Source organism: Kitasatospora sp. NPDC051170 (genome assembly GCF_044455705.1).
Lineage (GTDB): Bacteria > Actinomycetota > Actinomycetes > Streptomycetales > Streptomycetaceae > Kitasatospora.
Map to the genome: position 1 here is coordinate 1 of NZ_JBITFA010000024.1, position 18,830 is coordinate 18,830.

15 protein-coding genes are annotated in these 18,830 nt (G+C 71.5%); 4 read left to right on the plus strand and 11 right to left on the minus strand.

Annotated elements, in window-relative coordinates; genetic code table 11:
- Nucleotides 1-316: 316 nt before the first annotated feature.
- The 9 genes from ACIBCA_RS34425 to ACIBCA_RS34465 all read right to left on the minus strand — a co-directional run bounded on the left by ACIBCA_RS34425 (nt 317) and on the right by ACIBCA_RS34465 (nt 10,713).
- Nucleotides 317-1,840 carry a CoA-acylating methylmalonate-semialdehyde dehydrogenase gene (locus ACIBCA_RS34425; RefSeq protein ID WP_396287047.1) on the minus strand — a complete coding sequence of 508 codons (1,524 nt, stop codon included), beginning with the start codon at nt 1,838-1,840 and terminating at the stop codon, nt 317-319.
- A gap of 215 nt (nt 1,841-2,055) precedes the next feature.
- A complete protein-coding gene (locus tag ACIBCA_RS34430) occupies nt 2,056-2,862 on the minus strand; it encodes a nucleotidyl transferase AbiEii/AbiGii toxin family protein (protein ID WP_396287048.1) in 807 nt (268 codons plus the stop codon).
- Nucleotides 2,863-2,948: 86 nt separating this feature from the next.
- Entirely contained in the window at nt 2,949-3,407 is a 459-nt protein-coding gene (locus ACIBCA_RS34435) for a hypothetical protein (protein ID WP_396287049.1), read from the minus strand.
- Nucleotides 3,408-3,518: 111 nt separating this feature from the next.
- Complete coding sequence (locus ACIBCA_RS34440) at nt 3,519-4,913, minus strand: NAD(P)/FAD-dependent oxidoreductase (protein WP_396287050.1); 1,395 nt, start codon at nt 4,911-4,913, stop codon at nt 3,519-3,521.
- 62 nt (nt 4,914-4,975) lie between these two features.
- The gene (locus ACIBCA_RS34445) at nt 4,976-5,779 is read right to left on the minus strand and encodes an ABC transporter permease (protein ID WP_396287051.1); all 804 of its coding nucleotides are present in this window, start codon (nt 5,777-5,779) and stop codon (nt 4,976-4,978) included.
- Nucleotides 5,779-6,708, minus strand: a complete 930-nt coding sequence (locus tag ACIBCA_RS34450) for an ABC transporter permease (RefSeq protein WP_396287052.1) — start codon at nt 6,706-6,708, stop codon at nt 5,779-5,781. The genes ACIBCA_RS34445 and ACIBCA_RS34450 overlap by 1 nt, the downstream gene beginning before the upstream one ends.
- Nucleotides 6,705-7,844, minus strand: coding sequence for an ABC transporter ATP-binding protein (locus tag ACIBCA_RS34455; RefSeq protein ID WP_396287053.1), 1,140 nt, complete (start codon nt 7,842-7,844; stop codon nt 6,705-6,707). Before ACIBCA_RS34455 ends, ACIBCA_RS34450 begins: the two co-directional genes overlap by 4 nt.
- Nucleotides 7,845-7,900: 56 nt before the next feature.
- Nucleotides 7,901-9,151 carry a spermidine/putrescine ABC transporter substrate-binding protein gene (locus tag ACIBCA_RS34460; RefSeq protein WP_396287054.1) on the minus strand — a complete coding sequence of 417 codons (1,251 nt, stop codon included), beginning with the start codon at nt 9,149-9,151 and terminating at the stop codon, nt 7,901-7,903.
- A gap of 50 nt (nt 9,152-9,201) precedes the next feature.
- On the minus strand, nt 9,202-10,713 hold the full coding sequence (locus tag ACIBCA_RS34465) for a gamma-aminobutyraldehyde dehydrogenase (protein WP_396287055.1): 1,512 nt from the start codon (nt 10,711-10,713) through the stop codon (nt 9,202-9,204).
- A gap of 249 nt (nt 10,714-10,962) precedes the next feature.
- Here ACIBCA_RS34465 and ACIBCA_RS34470 point away from each other — a divergent pair, with 249 nt between their 5' ends.
- The gene (locus ACIBCA_RS34470; RefSeq protein ID WP_396287056.1) at nt 10,963-12,621 is read left to right on the plus strand and encodes a PucR family transcriptional regulator; all 1,659 of its coding nucleotides are present in this window, start codon (nt 10,963-10,965) and stop codon (nt 12,619-12,621) included.
- A 120-nt stretch (nt 12,622-12,741) separates the two neighbouring features.
- On the opposite strand, the gene ACIBCA_RS34475 is transcribed toward ACIBCA_RS34470, so the two are convergent.
- On the minus strand, nt 12,742-14,100 hold the full coding sequence (locus tag ACIBCA_RS34475; RefSeq protein ID WP_396287057.1) for an aspartate aminotransferase family protein: 1,359 nt from the start codon (nt 14,098-14,100) through the stop codon (nt 12,742-12,744).
- A gap of 130 nt (nt 14,101-14,230) precedes the next feature.
- The gene (locus tag ACIBCA_RS34480; RefSeq protein WP_396287058.1) at nt 14,231-15,724 is read right to left on the minus strand and encodes a gamma-aminobutyraldehyde dehydrogenase; all 1,494 of its coding nucleotides are present in this window, start codon (nt 15,722-15,724) and stop codon (nt 14,231-14,233) included.
- Between the two features lie 250 nt (nt 15,725-15,974).
- On the opposite strand from ACIBCA_RS34480, the gene ACIBCA_RS34485 reads away from it, so the two are divergent.
- From ACIBCA_RS34485 to ACIBCA_RS34495, 3 genes are all read left to right on the plus strand, one after another.
- Nucleotides 15,975-16,448, plus strand: a complete 474-nt coding sequence (locus ACIBCA_RS34485) for an Lrp/AsnC family transcriptional regulator (RefSeq protein ID WP_030243538.1) — start codon at nt 15,975-15,977, stop codon at nt 16,446-16,448.
- A complete protein-coding gene (locus tag ACIBCA_RS34490) occupies nt 16,445-17,839 on the plus strand; it encodes an aspartate aminotransferase family protein (protein ID WP_396287060.1) in 1,395 nt (464 codons plus the stop codon). Before ACIBCA_RS34485 ends, ACIBCA_RS34490 begins: the two co-directional genes overlap by 4 nt.
- A gap of 251 nt (nt 17,840-18,090) precedes the next feature.
- A complete protein-coding gene (locus ACIBCA_RS34495) occupies nt 18,091-18,822 on the plus strand; it encodes an ABC transporter ATP-binding protein (protein ID WP_396287061.1) in 732 nt (243 codons plus the stop codon).
- Nucleotides 18,823-18,830 lie beyond the last annotated feature (8 nt).

Genomic DNA, 18,830 nt, shown 5'->3' on the forward strand with positions numbered 1-18,830 from the left:
TCCGACGTTTCAAACTCTAGCCGATCCCCGCTCCGAAAAGCGAATCCGGCCGCAATCCGATAAAACGAGCACGCCGAATAAGGCCCAAGCCGCGAGCCGAAAAAGGCAGACGCGACCCAGCCCGAACCGGGAAGTGGTGTTTCGAAGGATTGGCTGCTTCGGGACCGTCCGCGCCGATGCGTGTCCGGTGCTCCCTGCCAGGCAGCTCGAAGAACTCTACGCGTCTCGACCCTCGGATGCAAACGCGGTGCAAAGGAGCCGGCCGGGCCCCTGGTGGTCCAGGGGCCCGGCCGGCTGCGACTCCGTACGTACGGACTCAGGTGTTGGTGGGGAAGCCGAGGTTGATGCCGCCGTGCGAGGGGTCCAGCCAGCGCTGGGTCACGGCCTTGCCCCGGGTGAAGAACTGCACGCCGTCCTGGCCGTAGGCGTGGGCGTCGCCGAAGAGGGACGCCTTCCAGCCGCCGAAGGAGTAGTAGGCGACGGGCACCGGGATCGGCACGTTGATCCCGACCATGCCGACCTCGACCTCGAACTGGAAGCGCCGGGCCGCGCCGCCGTCGTTGGTGAAGAGGGCGGTGCCGTTGCCGTACGGGTTGGCGTTGATGAGCGCCACACCCTCCTCGTAGGAGGCGACGCGCACCACGGAGAGGACCGGGCCGAAGATCTCGTCGTTGTAGACGGACATGCCGGGCTTCACGTGGTCGAACAGGGTGGGGCCGAGCCAGAAGCCGTCGCCGGTCGGAGCGCCGTTGGCGTCCTCGCCGGTGACCGGATGCTTTCGGCCGTCCACAGCCAGCTCGGCGCCGTCCGCGACGCCGGACTCCACGTAGGAGGTGACCTTGTCGCGGTGCTGGCCGGTGACCAGCGGGCCCATCTCGGAGTCGCCGTTGCAGCCCGGGCCGACCTTGAGGGTGGCGATGCGCTGCTTGATCTTCTCCACGAGCTCGTCGCCGATCGGGTCGACGGCGACCAGGACGGAGACGGCCATGCAGCGCTCGCCGGCCGCGCCGAAGCCCGCGTTGACGGCGGCGTCGGCGGCGAGGTCGAGGTCGGCGTCGGGCAGGACCAGCATGTGGTTCTTGGCGCCGCCGAGGGCCTGCACGCGCTTGCCGTAGCGGGTGCCGGTCTCGTAGACGTAGCGGGCGATCGGGGTGGAGCCGACGAAGCTGACGGACTTGACGTCCGGGTGCTCCAGCAGGCGGTCGACGGCGACCTTGTCGCCGTGCACGACGTTGAAGACGCCGTCCGGCAGGCCCGCCTCCTTCCACAGCTCGGCGAGGAAGTTGGCCGCGGACGGGTCCTTCTCCGAAGGCTTCACCACGACGGTGTTCCCGGCCGCGATGGCGATCGGGAAGAACCACATCGGCACCATCGCCGGGAAGTTGAACGGCGAGATGATCGCGACGGGGCCGAGCGGCTGGCGGATCGAGTAGACGTCGACGCCGGTGGACGCCTGCTCGGTGTAGCCGCCCTTGACCAGCTGCGGGATGCCGCAGGCGTACTCGACGACCTCCAGGCCGCGAGCGATCTCACCGAGGGCGTCGGAGTGCACCTTGCCGTGCTCGGAGACGATGATCGACGCCAGCTCCTCGCGGCGGGCGTTCAGCAGCTCGCGGAAGGCGAAGAGCACCGTGGTCCGCCGGGCGATCGACGCGGTGCGCCAGTCGGCGAAGGCCGAGGCGGCGGCGGCCACGGCCTGGTCGACCTCCGCGATCCCGGCGAAGTCGACCTGTCCGGCGACCTGGCCGGTGGCCGGGTCGAAGACGTCGCCGCGGCGGGGCGCGGCACCGGCGGTGGCGACGGGCTTGCCGCCGATCCAGTGAATGATGTGCTTGCTCAAGGTCCGTCTGCCTCCGAAGTCCCGGGCGGCGCGCTGCCGCCGGTACGGTCCGGCGCCGCCGGACCGGGGGGCCGGGCGACGGGTTTCACGGGGCTACCGCGTTCGTCTCCCAGTCTGGTGGCCACCCGGCCCGGGCTCAACGAACAGGCTGACGGGTATCGCGGATTCAGCCTTACAGGTCGTTCAGCACGGTCCGCCCGGGCATCAGCCCGCCCTCAGGCGTCCGCGTCCGCATCCGCGTCCTCCAGATACGGGTCGTGCAGCCCGTCCGGCGCCTCCTGCGTCTCCAGCAGGTCGAGCCGCAGGTCCTGCGCCCAGGCGAGCGCCCATCGCTTGAGCCCGTCCACCTCCTCCGCCGGGAGGCCCCGGGCGCGGAACCGTCCGTCGGCGGCCTCGGCCAGGGTCTCCAGCCGGTCGGCGAGCCCGGTGGGCTGGAAGTCGGCGTCCAACTCCCGGGCCAGCGCGACTAGTTCGCCCTCGCGGTAGTCGCCGGTGAGGGCGTGCACATCGATCAGGTCCCTCGGCATGCCCCGGTCGACGAGCAGTGCGGTCGTGAGCGCCGCCGCGTCCTCCAGGGCGACGACGGGCAGCGTCACCGGGGGCTCCTCCGGCCCGGGGGCACCGAGCTCGAGCCGGACGGGCCGGTGGCCGAGCGGTTCCTTGCGCAGCTCCACCCCGTGCGAGCGCCCGCCGAGCGCGAGGCGCACCGTGAGCTGTTCCAGCCGCGGCGTGCCGGGCCGTTCGAGGGCCTCGCCGCCCGCCGCCCGGTAGGCCCCGGCGAGGGCGGCTGCCACCGCGGTCAGGTCGGCGCCGCCGGTGACCAGGGTGAGCCCGTCCTGAGCGCAGGCCGCCACGCCGTGGGCGCGCAGCGCGTGCGCGCCGGCCAGCGCCAGTCCGTACCGGTCGCAGACGGACGCGGCCACGGCGGCGAGGCGCAGCTGGGCGGGGCCCGGGCGCAGGGAGGGGTCGGCGGTGTGCGGGGCCGTGGTGTGCGGGGCCGTGGTGTGCGGGGCGGTGCTCACGATTCCAGTCTGACCCGCCGCCCGTACGCCCGCCGCCCCGCGAATCAGCCCCGCGAATCAGGCCGACGAATCAGCCCCGCGAGACCTCACCAGTCGGTGAGCCCCGCCGCCGCCTCGTGCAGGGCCAGCTCCAGCATCACCGGGTCGTTGAGCCGCCCGGAGCCGTCGGGCGGCACCAGCCACCGCACCCCACGGCTGCGACGCCCGGGGTGCGGGACCGGGATCCAGGTGCCCTCCCCCGAGCTGCGCACCCCGGTGCCGATCCACCGCGCGGCGGTGCCCACCGGCACGAGGAACCCGACGTACCCGCTCCCGGAACCCCCGGAATCCCCGGAACCGCCGGAGTCCGTGAACACGGGCCCGCACGGCCCGGCGGCCAGGACGTCGAGTGCCGGGCGCCCGAGCCGGCCGGGGACGGTGAGGACGTCCCAGCGGCGCCCGGCGGGCAGCAGCATCACTCCCAGCCCGGTGCGTTCCCAGTGGGCGCGGAACGCCTCCGGGTTCGGCATCACCTGGGCGAGCCAGTGCAGTCCGGTGGTCTCCATGTCGTCTGTCCCCGCTTCTCGCACGCGTTCCGTTCGCTGCGGCGGGTGCTGCGGGACCCGCCGTCACCAAGGAGAGGCGGACGACGGGTCCCTCTTACACGGGTAGCGGGCTCAGCTGTCGAAACCGAGCCCCAGCCGGTCGAGCGTGCGCAGCCACAGGTTGCGGTGGCCGCCGTTGCGGTCGGCCGCCTCCAGGGAGCGGGTGGTGATCCCGATACCGGCCCAGCGCACGGGTTCGGGCGGGAACGGCAGCGGCTTGCTGCGGACCATGTCCAGCTCGGTGCGCTCGGTGCGCTCCCCGGCGAGGAGGTCGAGCATCACCTCGGCACCGAAGCGGGTCGCGCCGACGCCGAGCCCGGTGTAGCCGACCGCGTAGGCGACTTTCCCCCGGTACGCGGTGTCGAAGAAGGCCGAGAAGCGGCTGCAGGTGTCGATGGCACCGCCCCAGGCGTTGGTGAAGCGCAGCCCCTCCAGCTGCGGGAAGCAGCGGAAGAAGTGCCGGGCGAGGGTGCGGAAGGTCTCCGGCCGCTGGTCGTACTCGTGCCGGACGTGGCCGCCGTAGTGGTAGACCGCGTCGTAGCCGCCCCAGAGGATGCGGTCGTCGGCAGTGAGCCGGAAGTAGTGGAACTTGTTGGCGCTGTCGCCGAGCCCCTGCCGCCCGCGCCAGCCGATCGCGGCGCGCTGCTCCTCGCTGAGCGGCTCGGTCATCAGCGCGTAGTCGTACACGGGGACGACGTACGGACGTACGCGCCTGAGCAGGGACGGGAACACGTTGGTGCCGAGCGCGACGCGGCGGGCGAGGACCCGGCCGTACGGGGTGCGGGCGGCCATGCCGGCGCCGTGCTCGCGCAGTTCGGTGGCCCGGGTGCGCTCGTGGATCCGCACGCCCTGGGCGAGGCACGCCTCCTTGAGGCCCCAGGCGAGCTTGGCGGGGTGGACCATGGCCACGCCCTCCTTGTCCCAGAGGCCGCCGAGGAAGGTCGGCGAGTCGACCTCGGCGCGCAGCTGGTCGGCGTCGAGGACGGTGAGGTCGAAGCCGTACCGCTGGACGGCCTCGGCGATCTCGTGGAGCTCCTCGACCTGGTGGGGCTGGGTGGCGACGTCGATCTCGCCGGTGCGCTCCCATTCGGCGTCGATGCCGTAGCGCTTGATCGCGGCCTCGATGCCGTCGAGGTTGGCGGCGCCGAGGCGTTCGAGCCGGGCGAGTTCGGAAGGCCAGCGCTGGAGTCCGTTGCCGAAGCCGTGGGTGAGGCTGGCCGCGCAGAATCCGCCGTTGCGCCCGGAGGCGGCCCAGCCGACCTCGTTGCCCTCGAGGAGGACGACGTCCAGGGAAGGGTCGCGCTCCTTGGCGAGGAGGGCGGTCCAGAGCCCGGAGTAGCCGCCGCCGACGACCAGCAGGTCGCAGCTGGTCTCGCCGACCAGGGCGGGCAGCGCCTCGGGCCGCCCTGGGTCCTCCAGCCAGAAGGGGGTGGGCCTGGCGTCACTGAGCGCGCGGGCGGAGTCCATGCATTATCAGCTGCTTTCCACTGATTGGGGACGGTACGGGGCCATCGCTGACCGACCGTATGTCAGGCGGCGGCCTTGCGGCGGTTGCCGATCCACTGGCCGACGACGGTCAGCGCGACGGCGGCCAGGAACATCGCGGTGCCGATGACGTTGACCTGCACCGGGATGCCGCGCTGCGAGGCGCCCCAGACGAACATCGGGAAGGTGACCGTGGACGGGCCCGAGTTGAACTGGGTGATGATGAAGTCGTCGAAGGAGAGCGCGAAGCTGAGCAGCGCGCCCGCCGCGATGCCGGGGGCGGCCAGCGGGAGGGTCACCCGCAGGAAGGTCTGGACGGGGGTCGCGTACAGGTCCTGGGCGGCCTGTTCGAGCGTGGGGTCCATGCTCATCACGCGCGCCTTGACGGCCGTCACCACGAAGCTGAGGCAGAACATGATGTGCGCGATGAGGATGGTGGTGAAGCCGAACGGGATGCGCATGTTGAGGAACAGCGTCCCGAGGGAGGCGGCCATGACCACCTCGGGCATGGCCATCGGCAGGAAGATCATCGCGGTGGTGGCCGAGCGGCCGCGGAAGCGGTACCGGGCCAGCGCGAAGGCGACCATGGTGCCGAGGACGGTGGCGCCGATCGTGGCGAGCACCGCGACCTGGAGGCTGAGCGAGAGCGACTGGCACATGTCGGCCACGCCGCAGGGGTCGGTCCAGGCGTCGGTGGAGAACTCGTTCCACTCGTAGTTGAACTTGCCGGCGGGCCTGTTGAAGGAGAAGGCCAGCACGACCAGGTTGGGCAGCACGAGGTAGGCGAGGGCCAGCAGGCCGGCCAGCACCACCAGGTGGGCGCGGATCCAGGTGAGGATGCGGGACATCAGACGAGTTCCTCCGTCCCGGCCTTGCGCATGTAGACCGTCACCATGCCCAGGATCAGGGCCATCAGGATGAAGCTCAGCGCGGCCGCCGTGGGGTAGTCGAGCACGTTCAGGAACTGCTTCTGGATGCCGTTGCCGACCATCTGCTCGCTGGGCGAGCCCAGCAGCTGGGCGTTGATGTAGTCGCCGGAGGCCGGGATGAAGGTCAGCAGGGTGCCGGCGACGACGCCGGGCAGCGAGATCGGGAAGGTCACCTTGCGGAAGGTGGTGAACGGCCGGGCGTACAGGTCCGAGGCCGCCTCGTGCAGCCGGGGGTCGATCCGCTCCAGCGAGGTGTACAGCGGCAGGATCATGAACGGCAGGAAGTTGTAGGTGAGGCCGCAGACCACGGCCAGCGGGGTGGCGAGCACCCGGTCGCCGGAGGTGAGGCCCAGGGCGTCGGTGACGTCCAGGACGTGCAGCGCGTTGAGGGCGCCGACCACCGGGCCGCCGTCGGACAGAATCGTCTTCCAGGCCAGGGTGCGGATCAGGAAGCTGGTGAAGAACGGCGCGATGACCAGGATCAGGATGACGTTGCGCCAGCGCCGGCTCGCCTTGAAGGCGATGGTGTACGCGAGCGGGTAGCCGATGGCCAGGCAGAGCACGGTGGCGGTGGCCGCGTAGGAGAACGAGCGGACGAAGTGCCACTTGTACTCGACGAAGGCGTCCCAGTACGTCGAGAAGTGCCAGGTGACCTGGAAGCCCTCCTCGAGGGAGCCGGTCTGCAGCGAGGTCGACGCCTGGTAGACCATCGGGACGGCGAAGAAGACGACCAGCCAGGCGATGCCGGGCAGCAGCAGCCAGTACGGGGTGAGCCGGCGCCTCGGCTTCCGGGTCCCCTCGGCGAGCGGTACGGCCTGCGGCGGCGCGGCCGGGGCGGTGGCGGTCACGAAGCCTCCTCGGCGGTGCCCGCGTCGATCGCCTGCGCGGCGTCGAGGGCGAAGGAGTGCGCCGGGTTCCAGTGCAGCAGCACGGGGGCACCGGGGACGATCCGGGCGTCGCGCTCCATGTTCTGCTCGAAGACGGTGACCTCCTGGCCGCCGTCGGTGCGCACCACGTACTGGGTGGAGACGCCGATGAAGCTGGAGTCGACGACCGTGCCGCCGAGCCGGTTGCGGCCCTCGGCGACCTCCCCGGTGGCGTGGGTGATGGTGATCTTCTCGGGCCGCACGCCCAGGTGCACGCGCTGGGCCCCGGTGGCGCAGCGGGCCCGGGGCACGGCGAGGCGGGCGCCGCCGACGGTGAGCAGCAGATCCTCGCCCGCGCCGCCGGAGACCTCGGCGGGCAGCAGGTTGGACTGGCCGAGGAAGTTGGCGACGAAGGTGGTGCCGGGGTTCTCGTACAGGTCGGCGGGCGCGCCCAGTTGCTCGACCCGGCCGCCGTTCATCACCGCGATGGTGTCGGCCATGGTCATGGCCTCCTCCTGGTCGTGGGTGACGTGGACGAAGGTGATGCCGACCTCGGTCTGTATGCGCTTGAGCTCCAGCTGCATCTGGCGGCGCAGCTTGAGGTCGAGGGCGCCGAGCGGCTCGTCGAGGAGCAGCACCTGGGGGTGGTTGATCAGGGCGCGGGCGACGGCGACGCGCTGCTGCTGGCCGCCGGAGAGCTGGTGCGGCTTGCGCCGGGCGTACGGGCCCAGCTCGACGAGCTCGAGCATCTCCTCGACCTGCCGGCGGACGTCCTTCTTCCCGCGGCGGCGCAGGCCGAAGGCGACGTTCTCGAAGATGTCGAGGTGGGGGAAGAGGGCGTAGCTCTGGAAGACGGTGTTGACCGGGCGCTTGTACGGGGGCAGGGCGGTGACGTCCTGGCCGCCGATCAGGACGGTGCCGCTGGTGGGCTCCTCCAGGCCGGCGATCATGCGCAGGGTGGTGGTCTTGCCGCAGCCGGAGGCGCCGAGGAGGGCGAAGAAGGAGCCCTGGGGGACGGTGAGGTCGAGCGGGTGGACGGCGGTGAAGGCGCCGTAGGTCTTGCCGATGCCGGTGAGCCGGACGTCGCCGCCGCCCGCGTCGCGCTGCTGGTCTGTCATGGGGTGTCTTCCTGGTTGGTCTGGTCCGTCGACGGAGGGCACGGGAGAGGGGGAGCTCACGCGCCGATGAGCTTGGAGAACTTCTGCTCGAAGTCGCTCTCCTCGCTCTCGGTGAGGGTGCGGAAGACGTGGGCCTTGGTCGCCATCTCGGGGGTGGGGACGACCAGCGGGTTGGCGGCGCTGTCGGGGGCGAGGGTGGCGAGTTCGTCCTTCATGCCGGTGACGGCGGAGACGAAGCCGATGCCCGCGACGAGCTGCGCCGCGATCTTCGGCTGGTAGTAGAAGTCGATCAGCTTCTCGGCATTGGTCTTGTGCCGGGCCTTGGCCGGGACGAGCAGGTTGTCGGTCGAGACGATGTAGCCCTTCTCGGGGACGGCGAACTCGATGTCCGGGTTGTCGGCGCGCAGTTGGATGAGGTCCCCGCCCCAGGCGATGCAGGCGGCGATGTCGCCGGAGGACAGCTCCTGGCCGTAGTCGTTGCCGGTGAAGCGGCGGATCTGCTTGCTGTCGACGGCCTTCTGGAGCCGGGCGACGGCGGCCGCGTAGTCGTCGGCGGTGAACTTGGCCGGGTCCTTGCCCATGTCCAGCAGGACCATCCCGATGCTGTCGCGCATCTCGGAGAGGAAGGTGACCCGGCCCTTCAGCTCGGGGTCGTCGAGCAGTTGGGAGACGCTGGTGACCTCCCGGCCCTTGGTGGCCTTCTTGTTGTAGGCGACGACGGCCTGGATGCCGGCCCAGGGGTAGGAGTAGAGCCGCCCCGGGTCCCAGTCGGGGGCGCGGAAGCGGGCCTCGACGTTGGTGATGGCGGTGGTGACGTTGGCCGGGTTGAGCTTCTGCGCCCAGCCGAGGCGGATCAGCCGGGCGGCCATCCAGTCGGTGAGCACCATCAGGTCGCGCCCGGTGTCCTGCCCGGCGGCGAGCTGCGGCTTGACCTTGCCGAAGAACTCGACGTTGTCGTTGACGTCCTCGGTGTACTTGACCTTGATGCCGGTGGCGGCGGTGAAGGCGTCCAGGGTGGCGTGCTTCTGCTTGTCCTTCTCGTCGGTGTCCACGTACAGCGGCCAGTTGGAGAACTCGACCTCCTTCTCGCTCTCCGAGAGGTCCTTGGCGGCGCCCGCCGTCGAGTCGCCGCTGACGCGGGGTGCGGCGGGGATGCCGCAGGCCGTCAGGGCGCCCGCCCCGGCGGCCAGCGCCCCGGCCCGCAGCAGGGCGCGCCGGCCGACCGCGGCCCGGCCGCTGGTCAGACTGCGTTCCCAGGCCCTGCGGACCGGTTCGGGCAGACCGTCGGCGAGCTGGTTGAACACCATGGAACGGGCCTCCTGGAGGGGTTGGGGGTGTGGGGGGCACCCCGGCGGGGTCATCTGTCGCCGAACACGGTGCGGTGCCAGTCCTTGCGGGCCACCGCCGTGGTGTCGAACATGACGTGCTTGACCTGGGTGTACTCGTCCAGCGAGTACTGGGACATGTCCTTGCCGTAGCCGGACGCCTTGTAGCCGCCGTGCGGCATCTCGCTGATGATCGGGATGTGGTCGTTGACCCAGACGCACCCGGCGGCGATCTCCCGGGTGGCGCGCAGCGAGCGGTGCACGTTCGTCGTCCAGGCGGAGGCGGCCAGGCCGTAGGGGGTGTCGTTGGCCAGCCGCAGGCCCTCGTCGTCGCCGTCGAAGGGCAGCACGACCAGCACCGGGCCGAAGATCTCGCCCTGGACGACCTCGCTGTCCTGCGCCGCGCCGGTGATCAGGGTGGGGGCGTAGTAGGCGCCGCGGGTGAGGTCGGTGCCGTCGTGGCCCTTCCCCGGTGCGAAGCCCCCGGTGAGGACGGTGGCGTACGAGCGGGCGCGCTCGACGAAGGCGGCCACCCGGTCGCGGTGGGTGTACGAGACCAGCGGGCCGAGGTCGGTGCGCGGGTCGAGCGGGTCGCCGAGGCGGATCGCCGTGAACAGCTCGGCCACCCCGGCCACGAAGGCGTCGTACAGCGGGCGCTGGACGTAGGCGCGGGTGGCGGCGGTGCAGTCCTGGCCGCCGTTGATCAGCGAGGCGGCGACGGCTCCGTGGACGGCGGCGTCGAGGTCGGCGTCGTCGAAGACCACGAAGGGGGCCTTGCCGCCGAGTTCGAGGTGGGTGCGCTTGACGGTGGCGGTGGCGAGTTCGGCGACGCGGCGGCCGACGGCGGTGGAGCCGGTGAAGGAGACCATGGCGACGTCGGGGTGGGAGACCAGCTGCTCGCCGACGGTGCGCCCGGCGCCGGTGACCACGTTGACGACGCCGTCGGGGATGCCCGCCTCGGTGCAGGCCCGGGCGAACATCACGGAGGTCAGCGGGGTCAGCTCGGCGGGCTTGAGGACGATGGTGTTGCCGGCCGCGATCGCCGGGAGGATCTTCCAGGCGGCCATCTGCAGCGGGTAGTTCCACGGGGAGATCGAGCCGACCACGCCGATCGCCTCGCGGCGGACGTAGGAGGTGTGGTCGCCGGAGTACTCGCCGGCGGCCTTGCCCTCCAGGTTGCGGGCGGCCCCGGCGAAGAAGGCGGCGTTGTCGACGGTGCCGGGCACGTCGAACTCGGTGGCCAGCCTGATCGGCTTGCCGGTCTGGGAGGTCTCCACCCGGGCCAGGTCGTCGGCGGCCCCGGCCAGGACGGCGGCGAGCCGGGTGAGCGCCTCGGCCCGGGTGCCGGGGGTGGCCCGGGCCCAGCCGGGCAGGGCGGCCTTCGCCGCGCGGACGGCGGCCTCGACGTCCTCGGCGCCGGCCAGGGTGATCTCCTCGACCACCGTGCCGTCCGCCGGGTTGACGACCTGGAAGGGATCGCCGCTCCCCCGGGCCTGGCGGCCCGCGAGGTACTGCGCGCCCGCGCCGAAGTCGGTCAGGTCCATCCGAATGCCTCCTGGTGCCGTGGTTCGACCGCTGCGGGATCACGTGTCCGCGGTGGGGGTCTGCGGTCCCGCCGACCTTGCCCGGTGCAGGCCGAGGGTGACAAGGGTCACTCCGACAGTCTCGCCGCGAAGGGCCTTACAGTGTGCAAGGCGCCTCACGGGGTGACAGGTCGTCGCCACGGTGAATGATTCACCTGACACCCTGCACACCTCACACCCTGCATCCCCCACTTCCGCAGGAGGCCCGCGATGCTCCCCACCGTCGCCCGTGTGCTCGACCTGGACGTGATGCGGCGCGGCCTGCCCCAGGTCGTGGCCGGCGCCGACCGCCTGGAACGGCCCGTCCGCTGGGTCCACGTCAGCGAGCTGCCCGACGTCGCCGGGATGCTCCGGGGCGGCGAGCTGGTGCTGACCACCGGCATCGCGCTGCCCGAGGACCGCGAGGGCCTGGCCCGCTACGTCCGCGAACTGGACGAGGTCGGGGTGGCCGGGCTGGTCGTCGAGTTCGGCCGGCGCTACTTCGACACGCTCCCCCGCGCCCTGGTGAACGCCGCCGAGCAGCGCGGGCTGCCGCTGGTCGCGCTGCGCCGCGAGGTGCGCTTCGTCGCCGTGACCGAGGCCGTGCACGCCCTGGTGGTCAACTCCCAGCTGGAGCAGCTGCGCGTCTCGGAGTCCGTGCACCAGGTGTTCAACGAGCTGGTGGTGGAGGGTGCCGAGCCGCCCGAGGTGATCCGCCAGGTCGCCCGGATGGCGGGCGCGCCGGTCGTCCTGGAGAACCTCGCCCACCAGGTGCTCGCCCACGACACCGCGGGGCGCCCGGAGGCCGAGGTGCTGGAGGACTGGGAGCGCCGCTCGCGCGGGGTCCGCCCGCCCGGGCGCACCGGCCACGACCCGCGCAGCGGCTGGCTGGTGACCACGGTCGGCGCCCGCGGCCAGGACTGGGGCCGCCTCGTCCTCGTCCAGGAGCCGGGCCCGGCGCTGCCGGAGGGCGAGGGCCACCCGCACGCCATGCTGCTGGAGCGCGGCGCCTCCGCGCTGGCGCTCAACCGCCTGGTGGTGCGCGACCGGGAGAGCCTGGAGCGGCAGACCCACCGCACCCTGCTGTCCGGCATCCTCACCCATGCGCTGACCGTCTCCGAGGTCTCCCTGCGCGCCCAGGCGCTCGGCGTCCCGCTGGAGGGCCGGCGCCTGGTCGGCGTGGTGCTGCGGCGCCGGCGCGGACCGATCCCGGCCGCGCTGGAGGCGCAGGCGCGGCTGCGCGACTTCACCGAGCTGGCCGCCGGGGCCGTCCGCGCCTGCCGCCTGTCCGCCCTGGTCGGCGCGCTGGACGACGAGGGCGTGGGCCTGCTGATCGCGCTCGGCGCCCAGCAGGACGAGCACGCCGCCCTGGACGCCTTCTCCGCCACCCTGCGCCGGATGTCCGCCGAGGCCGGGCAGGGCGGCACCGACCCTGCGGGTCCGGTGGTCGCGGTCGGCTCCTCGGTCGGCGCCGTCCGCGACGCCCGGCGCACCCTGCTGGAGGCCACCCAGGTCGCCGACGCGGCCCTGCACGACGCCCCGGGCGGCGCCAGGGCCGCCTCCTACTACCGGCTGCCGGACGTACGGCTGCGGGGCCTGCTCCACCTGCTGCGCGACGACGCCCGCCTCCAGACGTACGTGGAGCGGGAGTTGGGCCCGCTGCTGGCGCACGACGCCGAGCACAACGGCCAGTTGGTGCAGATGTTGCGGATCTACCTGGAGCAGGGCCGCAACAAGTCGGCGGCGGCCGACGCGGCGCACCTGTCCCGGCCGTCCTTCTACGACCGTCTGCACAAGGTCGAGCGCATCCTCGGCGTCGACCTCGACCAGGTGGAGTCCTGCCTGTCCCTGCACGTGGCGCTGCTCGCCCTGGACGCCGTGCGCCGCTGACGGGGATGACCGGAATGGCCGGGATGACCGGAATGGCCGGGGTGGCCGGGATAACCAGGATGGCCGGGCTGACGACGGCCCCGGCCACTTCCCGTGGCCGGGGCCTGAGATGACGAACCGTCAGATCACGTGGGCGTCCGCGACGGAGAGCGCCTCGTCGAGCACCGCGAGACCGGCCTTGGCCTCCTCCTCGGTGACGGTGCACGGCGGGACGACGTGGAAGCGGTTCATGTTGACGAACGGCCACAGCCCACGCCGCTTGCAGGCGGCGGCCAGTTCGGCCATCGGCGCGTTGTCGGCGCCGGCCGCGTTGTAGGGCACGAGCGGCTCGCGGGTGGCCCGGTCCTTGACCAGGTCCAGCGCCCAGAACACGCCCAGCCCCCGCACCTCGCCGATCGAGGGGTGCCGCTCGGCCAGCTCGCGCAGGCCCGGGCCGAGGACGTTCTCGCCGATGGCCCTGGCGTTCTCGACGATGCCCTCCTCCGCCATGGCGTTGATGGTGGCCACGGCCGAGGCGCAGGCCAGCGGGTGCCCGGAGTACGTGAGCCCGCCGGGGAAGGGCCGCTCGGCGAAGGTCGCGGCGATCTCGGCGCTGATGGCGACGCCGCCCAGCGGCACGTAGCCGGAGTTGACGCCCTTGGCGAAGGTGAGCAGGTCCGGGGTGATCCCCCAGTGGTCGGCGGCGAACCACTCCCCGGTGCGCCCGAAGCCGGCCATCACCTCGTCGAGGATGAACACGATCCCGTACCGGTCGCAGATCTCGCGCACCCCGGCCAGGTAGCCGGGCGGCGGGATGAGGATGCCGGCGGTGCCGACCACCGTCTCCAGGATGATCGCCGCGACGGTGCCGGGGCCCTCGAAGGCGATGACCTGCTCCAGGTGCTCCAGCGCGCGCTCGCACTCCTGCGCCTCGTTCTCGGCGTGGAAGTTGGTGCGGTAGGCGTAGGGCCCCCAGAAGTGCACCACGCCGGAGACGCCGGTCTCGTTGGCCCAGCGGCGCGGGTCCCCGGTCAGGGCGATCGCGTTGGCGGTGGCGCCGTGGTACGAGCGGTAGGTGGAGAGCACCTTCTGCCGGCCGGTGTGCAGCCGGGCCATGCGGATGGCGTTCTCGTTGGCCTCGGCGCCGCCGTTGGTGAAGAAGATCTTGTCGAGGTCCCCGGGGGTGCGCTCGGCGATCAGCCGGGCGGCCTCGCTGCGCGGCTCGACGGCGAAGCCGGGGGCGAGGGTGCAGAGCTTCGCCGCCTGCTCCTGGATCGCGGCGACGACCCGGGGGTGCTGGTGCCCGATGTTGGTGTTGACCAGCTGGGAGGAGAAGTCGAGGTACCGGTTGCCCTCGTAGTCCCAGAAGTACGAGCCCTCGGCGCCGGCCACCGCGAGGGGGTCGATCAGTGCCTGGGCGGACCACGAGTGGAAGACGTGCGCGCGGTCGGAAGCCTTGACGGCCTGGCCGGCGGCCGAGTCGGCGGTGGGGATGCTCATGCGGCAAGGCTAGGGAGTCCGGCCCGCGAAGGGCAGTTCCATCCTGTCAGCCTGTCGGGCGGTCCGCCGACAGCCTGCAAAGGCACGGGCCCGGGTCAGTGCGACCCGGGCCCATCACCATCTCTTACGACTAGATCGCGGTCATGACGTGCTTGACCCGGGTGTAGTCCTCGAAGCCGTAGGAGGAGAGGTCCTTGCCGTAGCCGGACTTCTTGAAGCCACCGTGCGGCATCTCCGCGACCAGCGGGATGTGGGTGTTGATCCAGACGCAGCCGAAGTCCAGGCGGCGCGACATCCGCATGGCGCGGGCGTGGTCCTTGGTCCACACCGAGGAGGCCAGCGCGTACTCGACGCCGTTGGCGTAGTCGACGGCCTGGTCCTCGTCGGAGAACTTCTGCACGGTGATGACCGGGCCGAAGACCTCGTTCTGGACGATCTCGTCGTCCTGGTTCAGGCCGGAGACGACGGTCGGGGCGTAGAAGTAGCCCTGGTCGCCGACCCGGTGGCCACCGGCCTCGACCTTGGCGTGGGCGGGCAGGCGCTCGATGAAGCCGGAGACCTGCTTGAGCTGGTTGGCGTTGTTCAGCGGGCCGTACAGCACGTCCTCGTCGTCCACGCCGCCGGTCTTGGTCTCGGCCGCGGCCTTGGCCAGCGCCTCGACGAAGGCGTCGTGGATCGACTCGTGCACCAGCACGCGGGTGGCGGCCGTACAGTCCTGGCCGGCGTTGAAGAAGCCCGCCACCGAGATGCCCTCGACGGCCTCGGCGATGTCGGCGTCCTCGAAGACCACGACGGGGGCCTTGCCGCCCAGCTCCAGGTGGACGCGCTTGACGTCCTTGGAGGCGGACTCGGCGACCTGGATGCCGGCGCGGACGGAGCCGGTGATGGAGGCCATCGCCGGGGTCTTGTGCTCGACCATCAGCTTGCCGGTCTCGCGGTCGCCGCAGATGACGTTGAAGACGCCGGCCGGCAGGTCCAGCTCCTTGAGGATGCCGCCGATGATCTCGGCCAGCAGCACGGTGGAGGCCGGGGTGGTGTCCGAGGGCTTGAGCACGACGGCGTTGCCGGCGGCGATGGCCGGGGCGAACTTCCAGACCGCCATCATCATCGGGTAGTTCCACGGCGCCACCTGGGCGCAGACGCCGACCGGCTCGCGGCGGATGATCGAGGTCATCCCGTCCATGTACTCACCGGCGGCCTTGCCCTCCAGCAGGCGGGCGGCACCGGCGAAGAAGCGGATCTGGTCCACCATCGGGCCGATCTCCTCGGAGAGGGTCAGCGCACGCGGCTTGCCGGTGTTGCGCACCTCGGCGTCGACGATCTCGTCGGCCCGGGCCTCGACCGCGTCGGCGATCTTCAGCAGCAACTTCTGCCGGGTGCTCGGGGTGGCGTCGCGCCAGATCGGGAAGGCGGCGGCGGCGGAGGCCATCGCGGCGTCCACGTCCGCGGCACCCGACAGCGGCGACGTCGCGTACACCTCGCCGGTGGTCGGGTCCACGATGTCGAGGGTGCGGCCATCGGCCGCGTCGACGAACTCACCGTTGATGTAGTTGCGCAGCGTGCGAAGGTCGCTCACGGGTCTCTCCTCGGTCTGGGCCTGCGGCGTTGCAGAATCCGGCGCCATGGTACGTCGGCGGATCGGGCGGGCGAAGGGTGCCGAGTGGCCGTGCCCGGTGCGGCGCGATCCACTGGTGGCGGAATGCGCGCCTCCCTGCGGGGGCGCGCGCGTACGGTGCCAGGGTAGCCGTAAGACTGCCGGGATCGACAGGCCGCTGATGCGGCGACGATGAAATCCGCACCCGTTTTCCAAGATCTCGACGAAATCAGCAGTTTCCACGCTTGCGAACAAGGGAACGATCGGGCACAGTGGCGGCGTGGCCAACCGCGACCGGAACGCAAGCGTTCCCCTCGACGCCGCCTCCAAGGCGATCATCGAGCAGCTGCAGGAGGACGGGCGCCGCCCGTACGCCGCCATCGGCAAGGCCGTCGGCCTGTCGGAGGCGGCCGTGCGACAGCGCGTCCAGAAGCTGCTCGACCAGGGCGTGATGCAGATCGTCGCCGTCACGGACCCGCTCACCGTCGGCTTCACCCGCCAGGCGATGGTCGGCATCCGCGTCGAGGGCGACATCGAACCCGTCGCCGACGCGCTGGCCGCCCTCGACGAGGTCGACTACGTCGTCTGCACCGCAGGCTCGTTCGACCTCCTGGCCGAACTGGTCTGCGAGGACGACGAGCACCTGCTCGAACTGATCAACAAGCGCATCCGCGCGCTTCCCGGCGTGCGGAGCACCGAGAGCTTCGTTTACCTGAAGCTCCGGAAACAGACCTACACCTGGGGCACCCGATGACAGCCGACCCGGCGCAGAAGGACCTTTCCAAGACCGCCTACGACCACCTGTGGATGCACTTCACCCGCATGTCGTCGTACGAGAACTCCCCCGTGCCCACCATCGTCAAGGGCGAGGGCACGTACATCTGGGACGACAAGGGCCGGAAGTACATCGACGGCCTCGCCGGCCTGTTCGTCGTGCAGGCCGGTCACGGCCGCACCGAGCTCGCCGAGGTCGCCGCCAAGCAGGCCAAGGAACTCGCGTTCTTCCCGATCTGGAGCTACGCGCACCCCAAGGCCGTCGAGCTGGCCGAGCGCCTGGCCAACTACGCCCCGGGCGACCTGAACAAGGTCTTCTTCTCCACCGGCGGCGGCGAGGCCGTCGAGACCGCCTGGAAGCTGGCCAAGCAGTACTTCAAGCTGACCGGCAAGCCGACCAAGTACAAGGTCATCTCCCGGGCCGTCGCCTACCACGGCACCCCCCAGGGCGCGCTGTCCATCACGGGCCTGCCGGGCCTGAAGGCCCCGTTCGAGCCGCTGGTGCCGGGCACCCACAAGGCCCCGAACACCAACATCTACCGCGCCCCGTCCTTCCTCGAAGGCCCGGACGGCACGGTCGACCCCGAGGCGTACGGCCGCTGGTGCGCCGACGAGATCGAGGTCGCCATCCTCAACGAGGGCGCCGACACCGTCGCCGCCGTCTTCGTGGAGCCGGTGCAGAACGCCGGCGGCTGCTTCCCCCCGCCGCCCGGCTACTTCCAGCGCCTGCGCGAGATCTGCGACCGCCACGACGTGCTGCTGGTCTCGGACGAGGTCATCTGCGCCTTCGGCCGCCTCGGCACCATGTTCGGCGCCGACAAGTTCGGCTACCAGCCCGACATGATCACCTGCGCCAAGGGCATGACCTCGGGCTACTCCCCGATCGGCGCCACGATCATCTCCGACCGCCTGGCCGAGCCGTTCTACAAGGGTGACAACACCTTCCTGCACGGCTACACCTTCGCCGGCCACCCGGTCTCCTCGGCCGTGGCGCTCGCCAACCTCGACATCTTCGAGCGCGAGGGCCTCAACCAGAAGGTCCTCGACAACGAGGCCGCCTTCCTGGGCACCCTGAACAAGCTGCGCGACCTGCCGATCGTCGGCGACGTCCGCGGCAACGGGTACTTCTACGGCATCGAGCTCGTCAAGGACAAGGTCACCAAGGAGTCCTTCAACGACGACGAGGTCGAGCGCGTGCTCTACGGCTTCCTCTCGAAGGCCCTGTTCGACAACGGCCTGTACTGCCGCGCCGACGACCGTGGCGACCCGGTCATCCAGCTGGCCCCGCCGCTGATCTCCGACCAGTCGACCTTCGACGAGATCGAGCAGATCCTGCGGACCAGCCTCACCGACGCGTGGGCGAAGCTCTGATCCCCTGAGGATCCCCCGAGCCCTCTTCCCCACCCTCCGCCGAAGGGCGGCCCCACTGCCCGGACCCCGGGCGCCGGGGCCGCCCTTCGGCGTTCACGCCGTGATCACGTCCACATCACGGTCGTACGACCAAACATGCCTGAATGCGGGTGATTTGCCCGTGATGGACCAGTGCGCCGCAACCGTGACCGTCCCCGGTCGTTCTAATCTGACGACTGTCATATCCCTGCGGCCACCCAGGATGGAACCCCATGCCAGCGGCACCGCCTGACAACGACGTGCTGTGGGCCCGAGGGATCGTCAAGTCCCACGACGGCACCCCCGCCCTGCGCGGCATCTCGATCGGCGTCCGCGAGGGCGAGGTGCTCGCCGTCACCGGCCCGCGCGGCTCCGGCAAGAGCACCCTGCTCGGCTGCCTCTCCGCCCAACTCCCCATCGACGAGGGCGAGGTGTGGTTCAACAGCTCCCCCGTCCACACCCTCGGCCGGGCCGGCCGCGAACGGCTGCGCCGCGACCGCTTCGGCTTCGTCGGCTCCGAGCCGCACCTGGTGCCCGAGCTGACCGCCCGCGAGAACGTCGCCCTGCCGCTGCTGCTCGCCGGCGCCGGCGACAAGGCCGCCTACACCGCCGCCTCCGAATGGCTGGAGCGCCTCGACGTCGGCGAGGTCGCCAAGCAGCGCCCCGACCGTCTCCTCCAGAGCCAGCGCCAGCGCATCGCTGTCGCCCGCGCCCTCGCGCCGCTGCCGCCCGTCGTCTTCGCCGACGACCCCACCGCGCCGCTGCACCGCGAAGCCGCCGACCAGGTCCTGCGGATACTCACCAGCGCGGCCCGCTCGCACCAGCTCACCCTCGTCCTGGCCACCCACGACCCCGAGCTCGTCCGCTTCGCGGACCGCGCCGTCGCCCTCGTCGACGGCCGCCTCACCGCCCCCGCCGCGCCCGTCCCGCGCGGCGCCGCCGTCACGGCCACCCCCAGCCGCTGAAAGAGTCG

Bases quoted from the DNA above. Each gene is read 5' to 3' on its own strand.
- ACIBCA_RS34465 (WP_396287055.1), bottom strand. From the start codon at position 10,713: ATGGACCTGACCGACTTCGGCGCGGGCGCGCAGTACCTCGCGGGCCGC.
- ACIBCA_RS34455 (WP_396287053.1), bottom strand. From the start codon at position 7,844: ATGACAGACCAGCAGCGCGACGCGGGCGGCGGCGACGTCCGGCTCACC.
- ACIBCA_RS34470 (WP_396287056.1), top strand. From the start codon at position 10,963: ATGCTCCCCACCGTCGCCCGTGTGCTCGACCTGGACGTGATGCGGCGC.
- ACIBCA_RS34490 (WP_396287060.1), top strand. From the start codon at position 16,445: ATGACAGCCGACCCGGCGCAGAAGGACCTTTCCAAGACCGCCTACGAC.
- ACIBCA_RS34480 (WP_396287058.1), bottom strand. From the start codon at position 15,724: ATGGCGCCGGATTCTGCAACGCCGCAGGCCCAGACCGAGGAGAGACCC.
- ACIBCA_RS34445 (WP_396287051.1), bottom strand. From the start codon at position 5,779: ATGTCCCGCATCCTCACCTGGATCCGCGCCCACCTGGTGGTGCTGGCC.
- ACIBCA_RS34475 (WP_396287057.1), bottom strand. From the start codon at position 14,100: ATGAGCATCCCCACCGCCGACTCGGCCGCCGGCCAGGCCGTCAAGGCT.
- ACIBCA_RS34460 (WP_396287054.1), bottom strand. From the start codon at position 9,151: ATGGTGTTCAACCAGCTCGCCGACGGTCTGCCCGAACCGGTCCGCAGG.
- ACIBCA_RS34435 (WP_396287049.1), bottom strand. From the start codon at position 3,407: ATGGAGACCACCGGACTGCACTGGCTCGCCCAGGTGATGCCGAACCCG.
- ACIBCA_RS34440 (WP_396287050.1), bottom strand. From the start codon at position 4,913: ATGGACTCCGCCCGCGCGCTCAGTGACGCCAGGCCCACCCCCTTCTGG.
- ACIBCA_RS34495 (WP_396287061.1), top strand. From the start codon at position 18,091: ATGCCAGCGGCACCGCCTGACAACGACGTGCTGTGGGCCCGAGGGATC.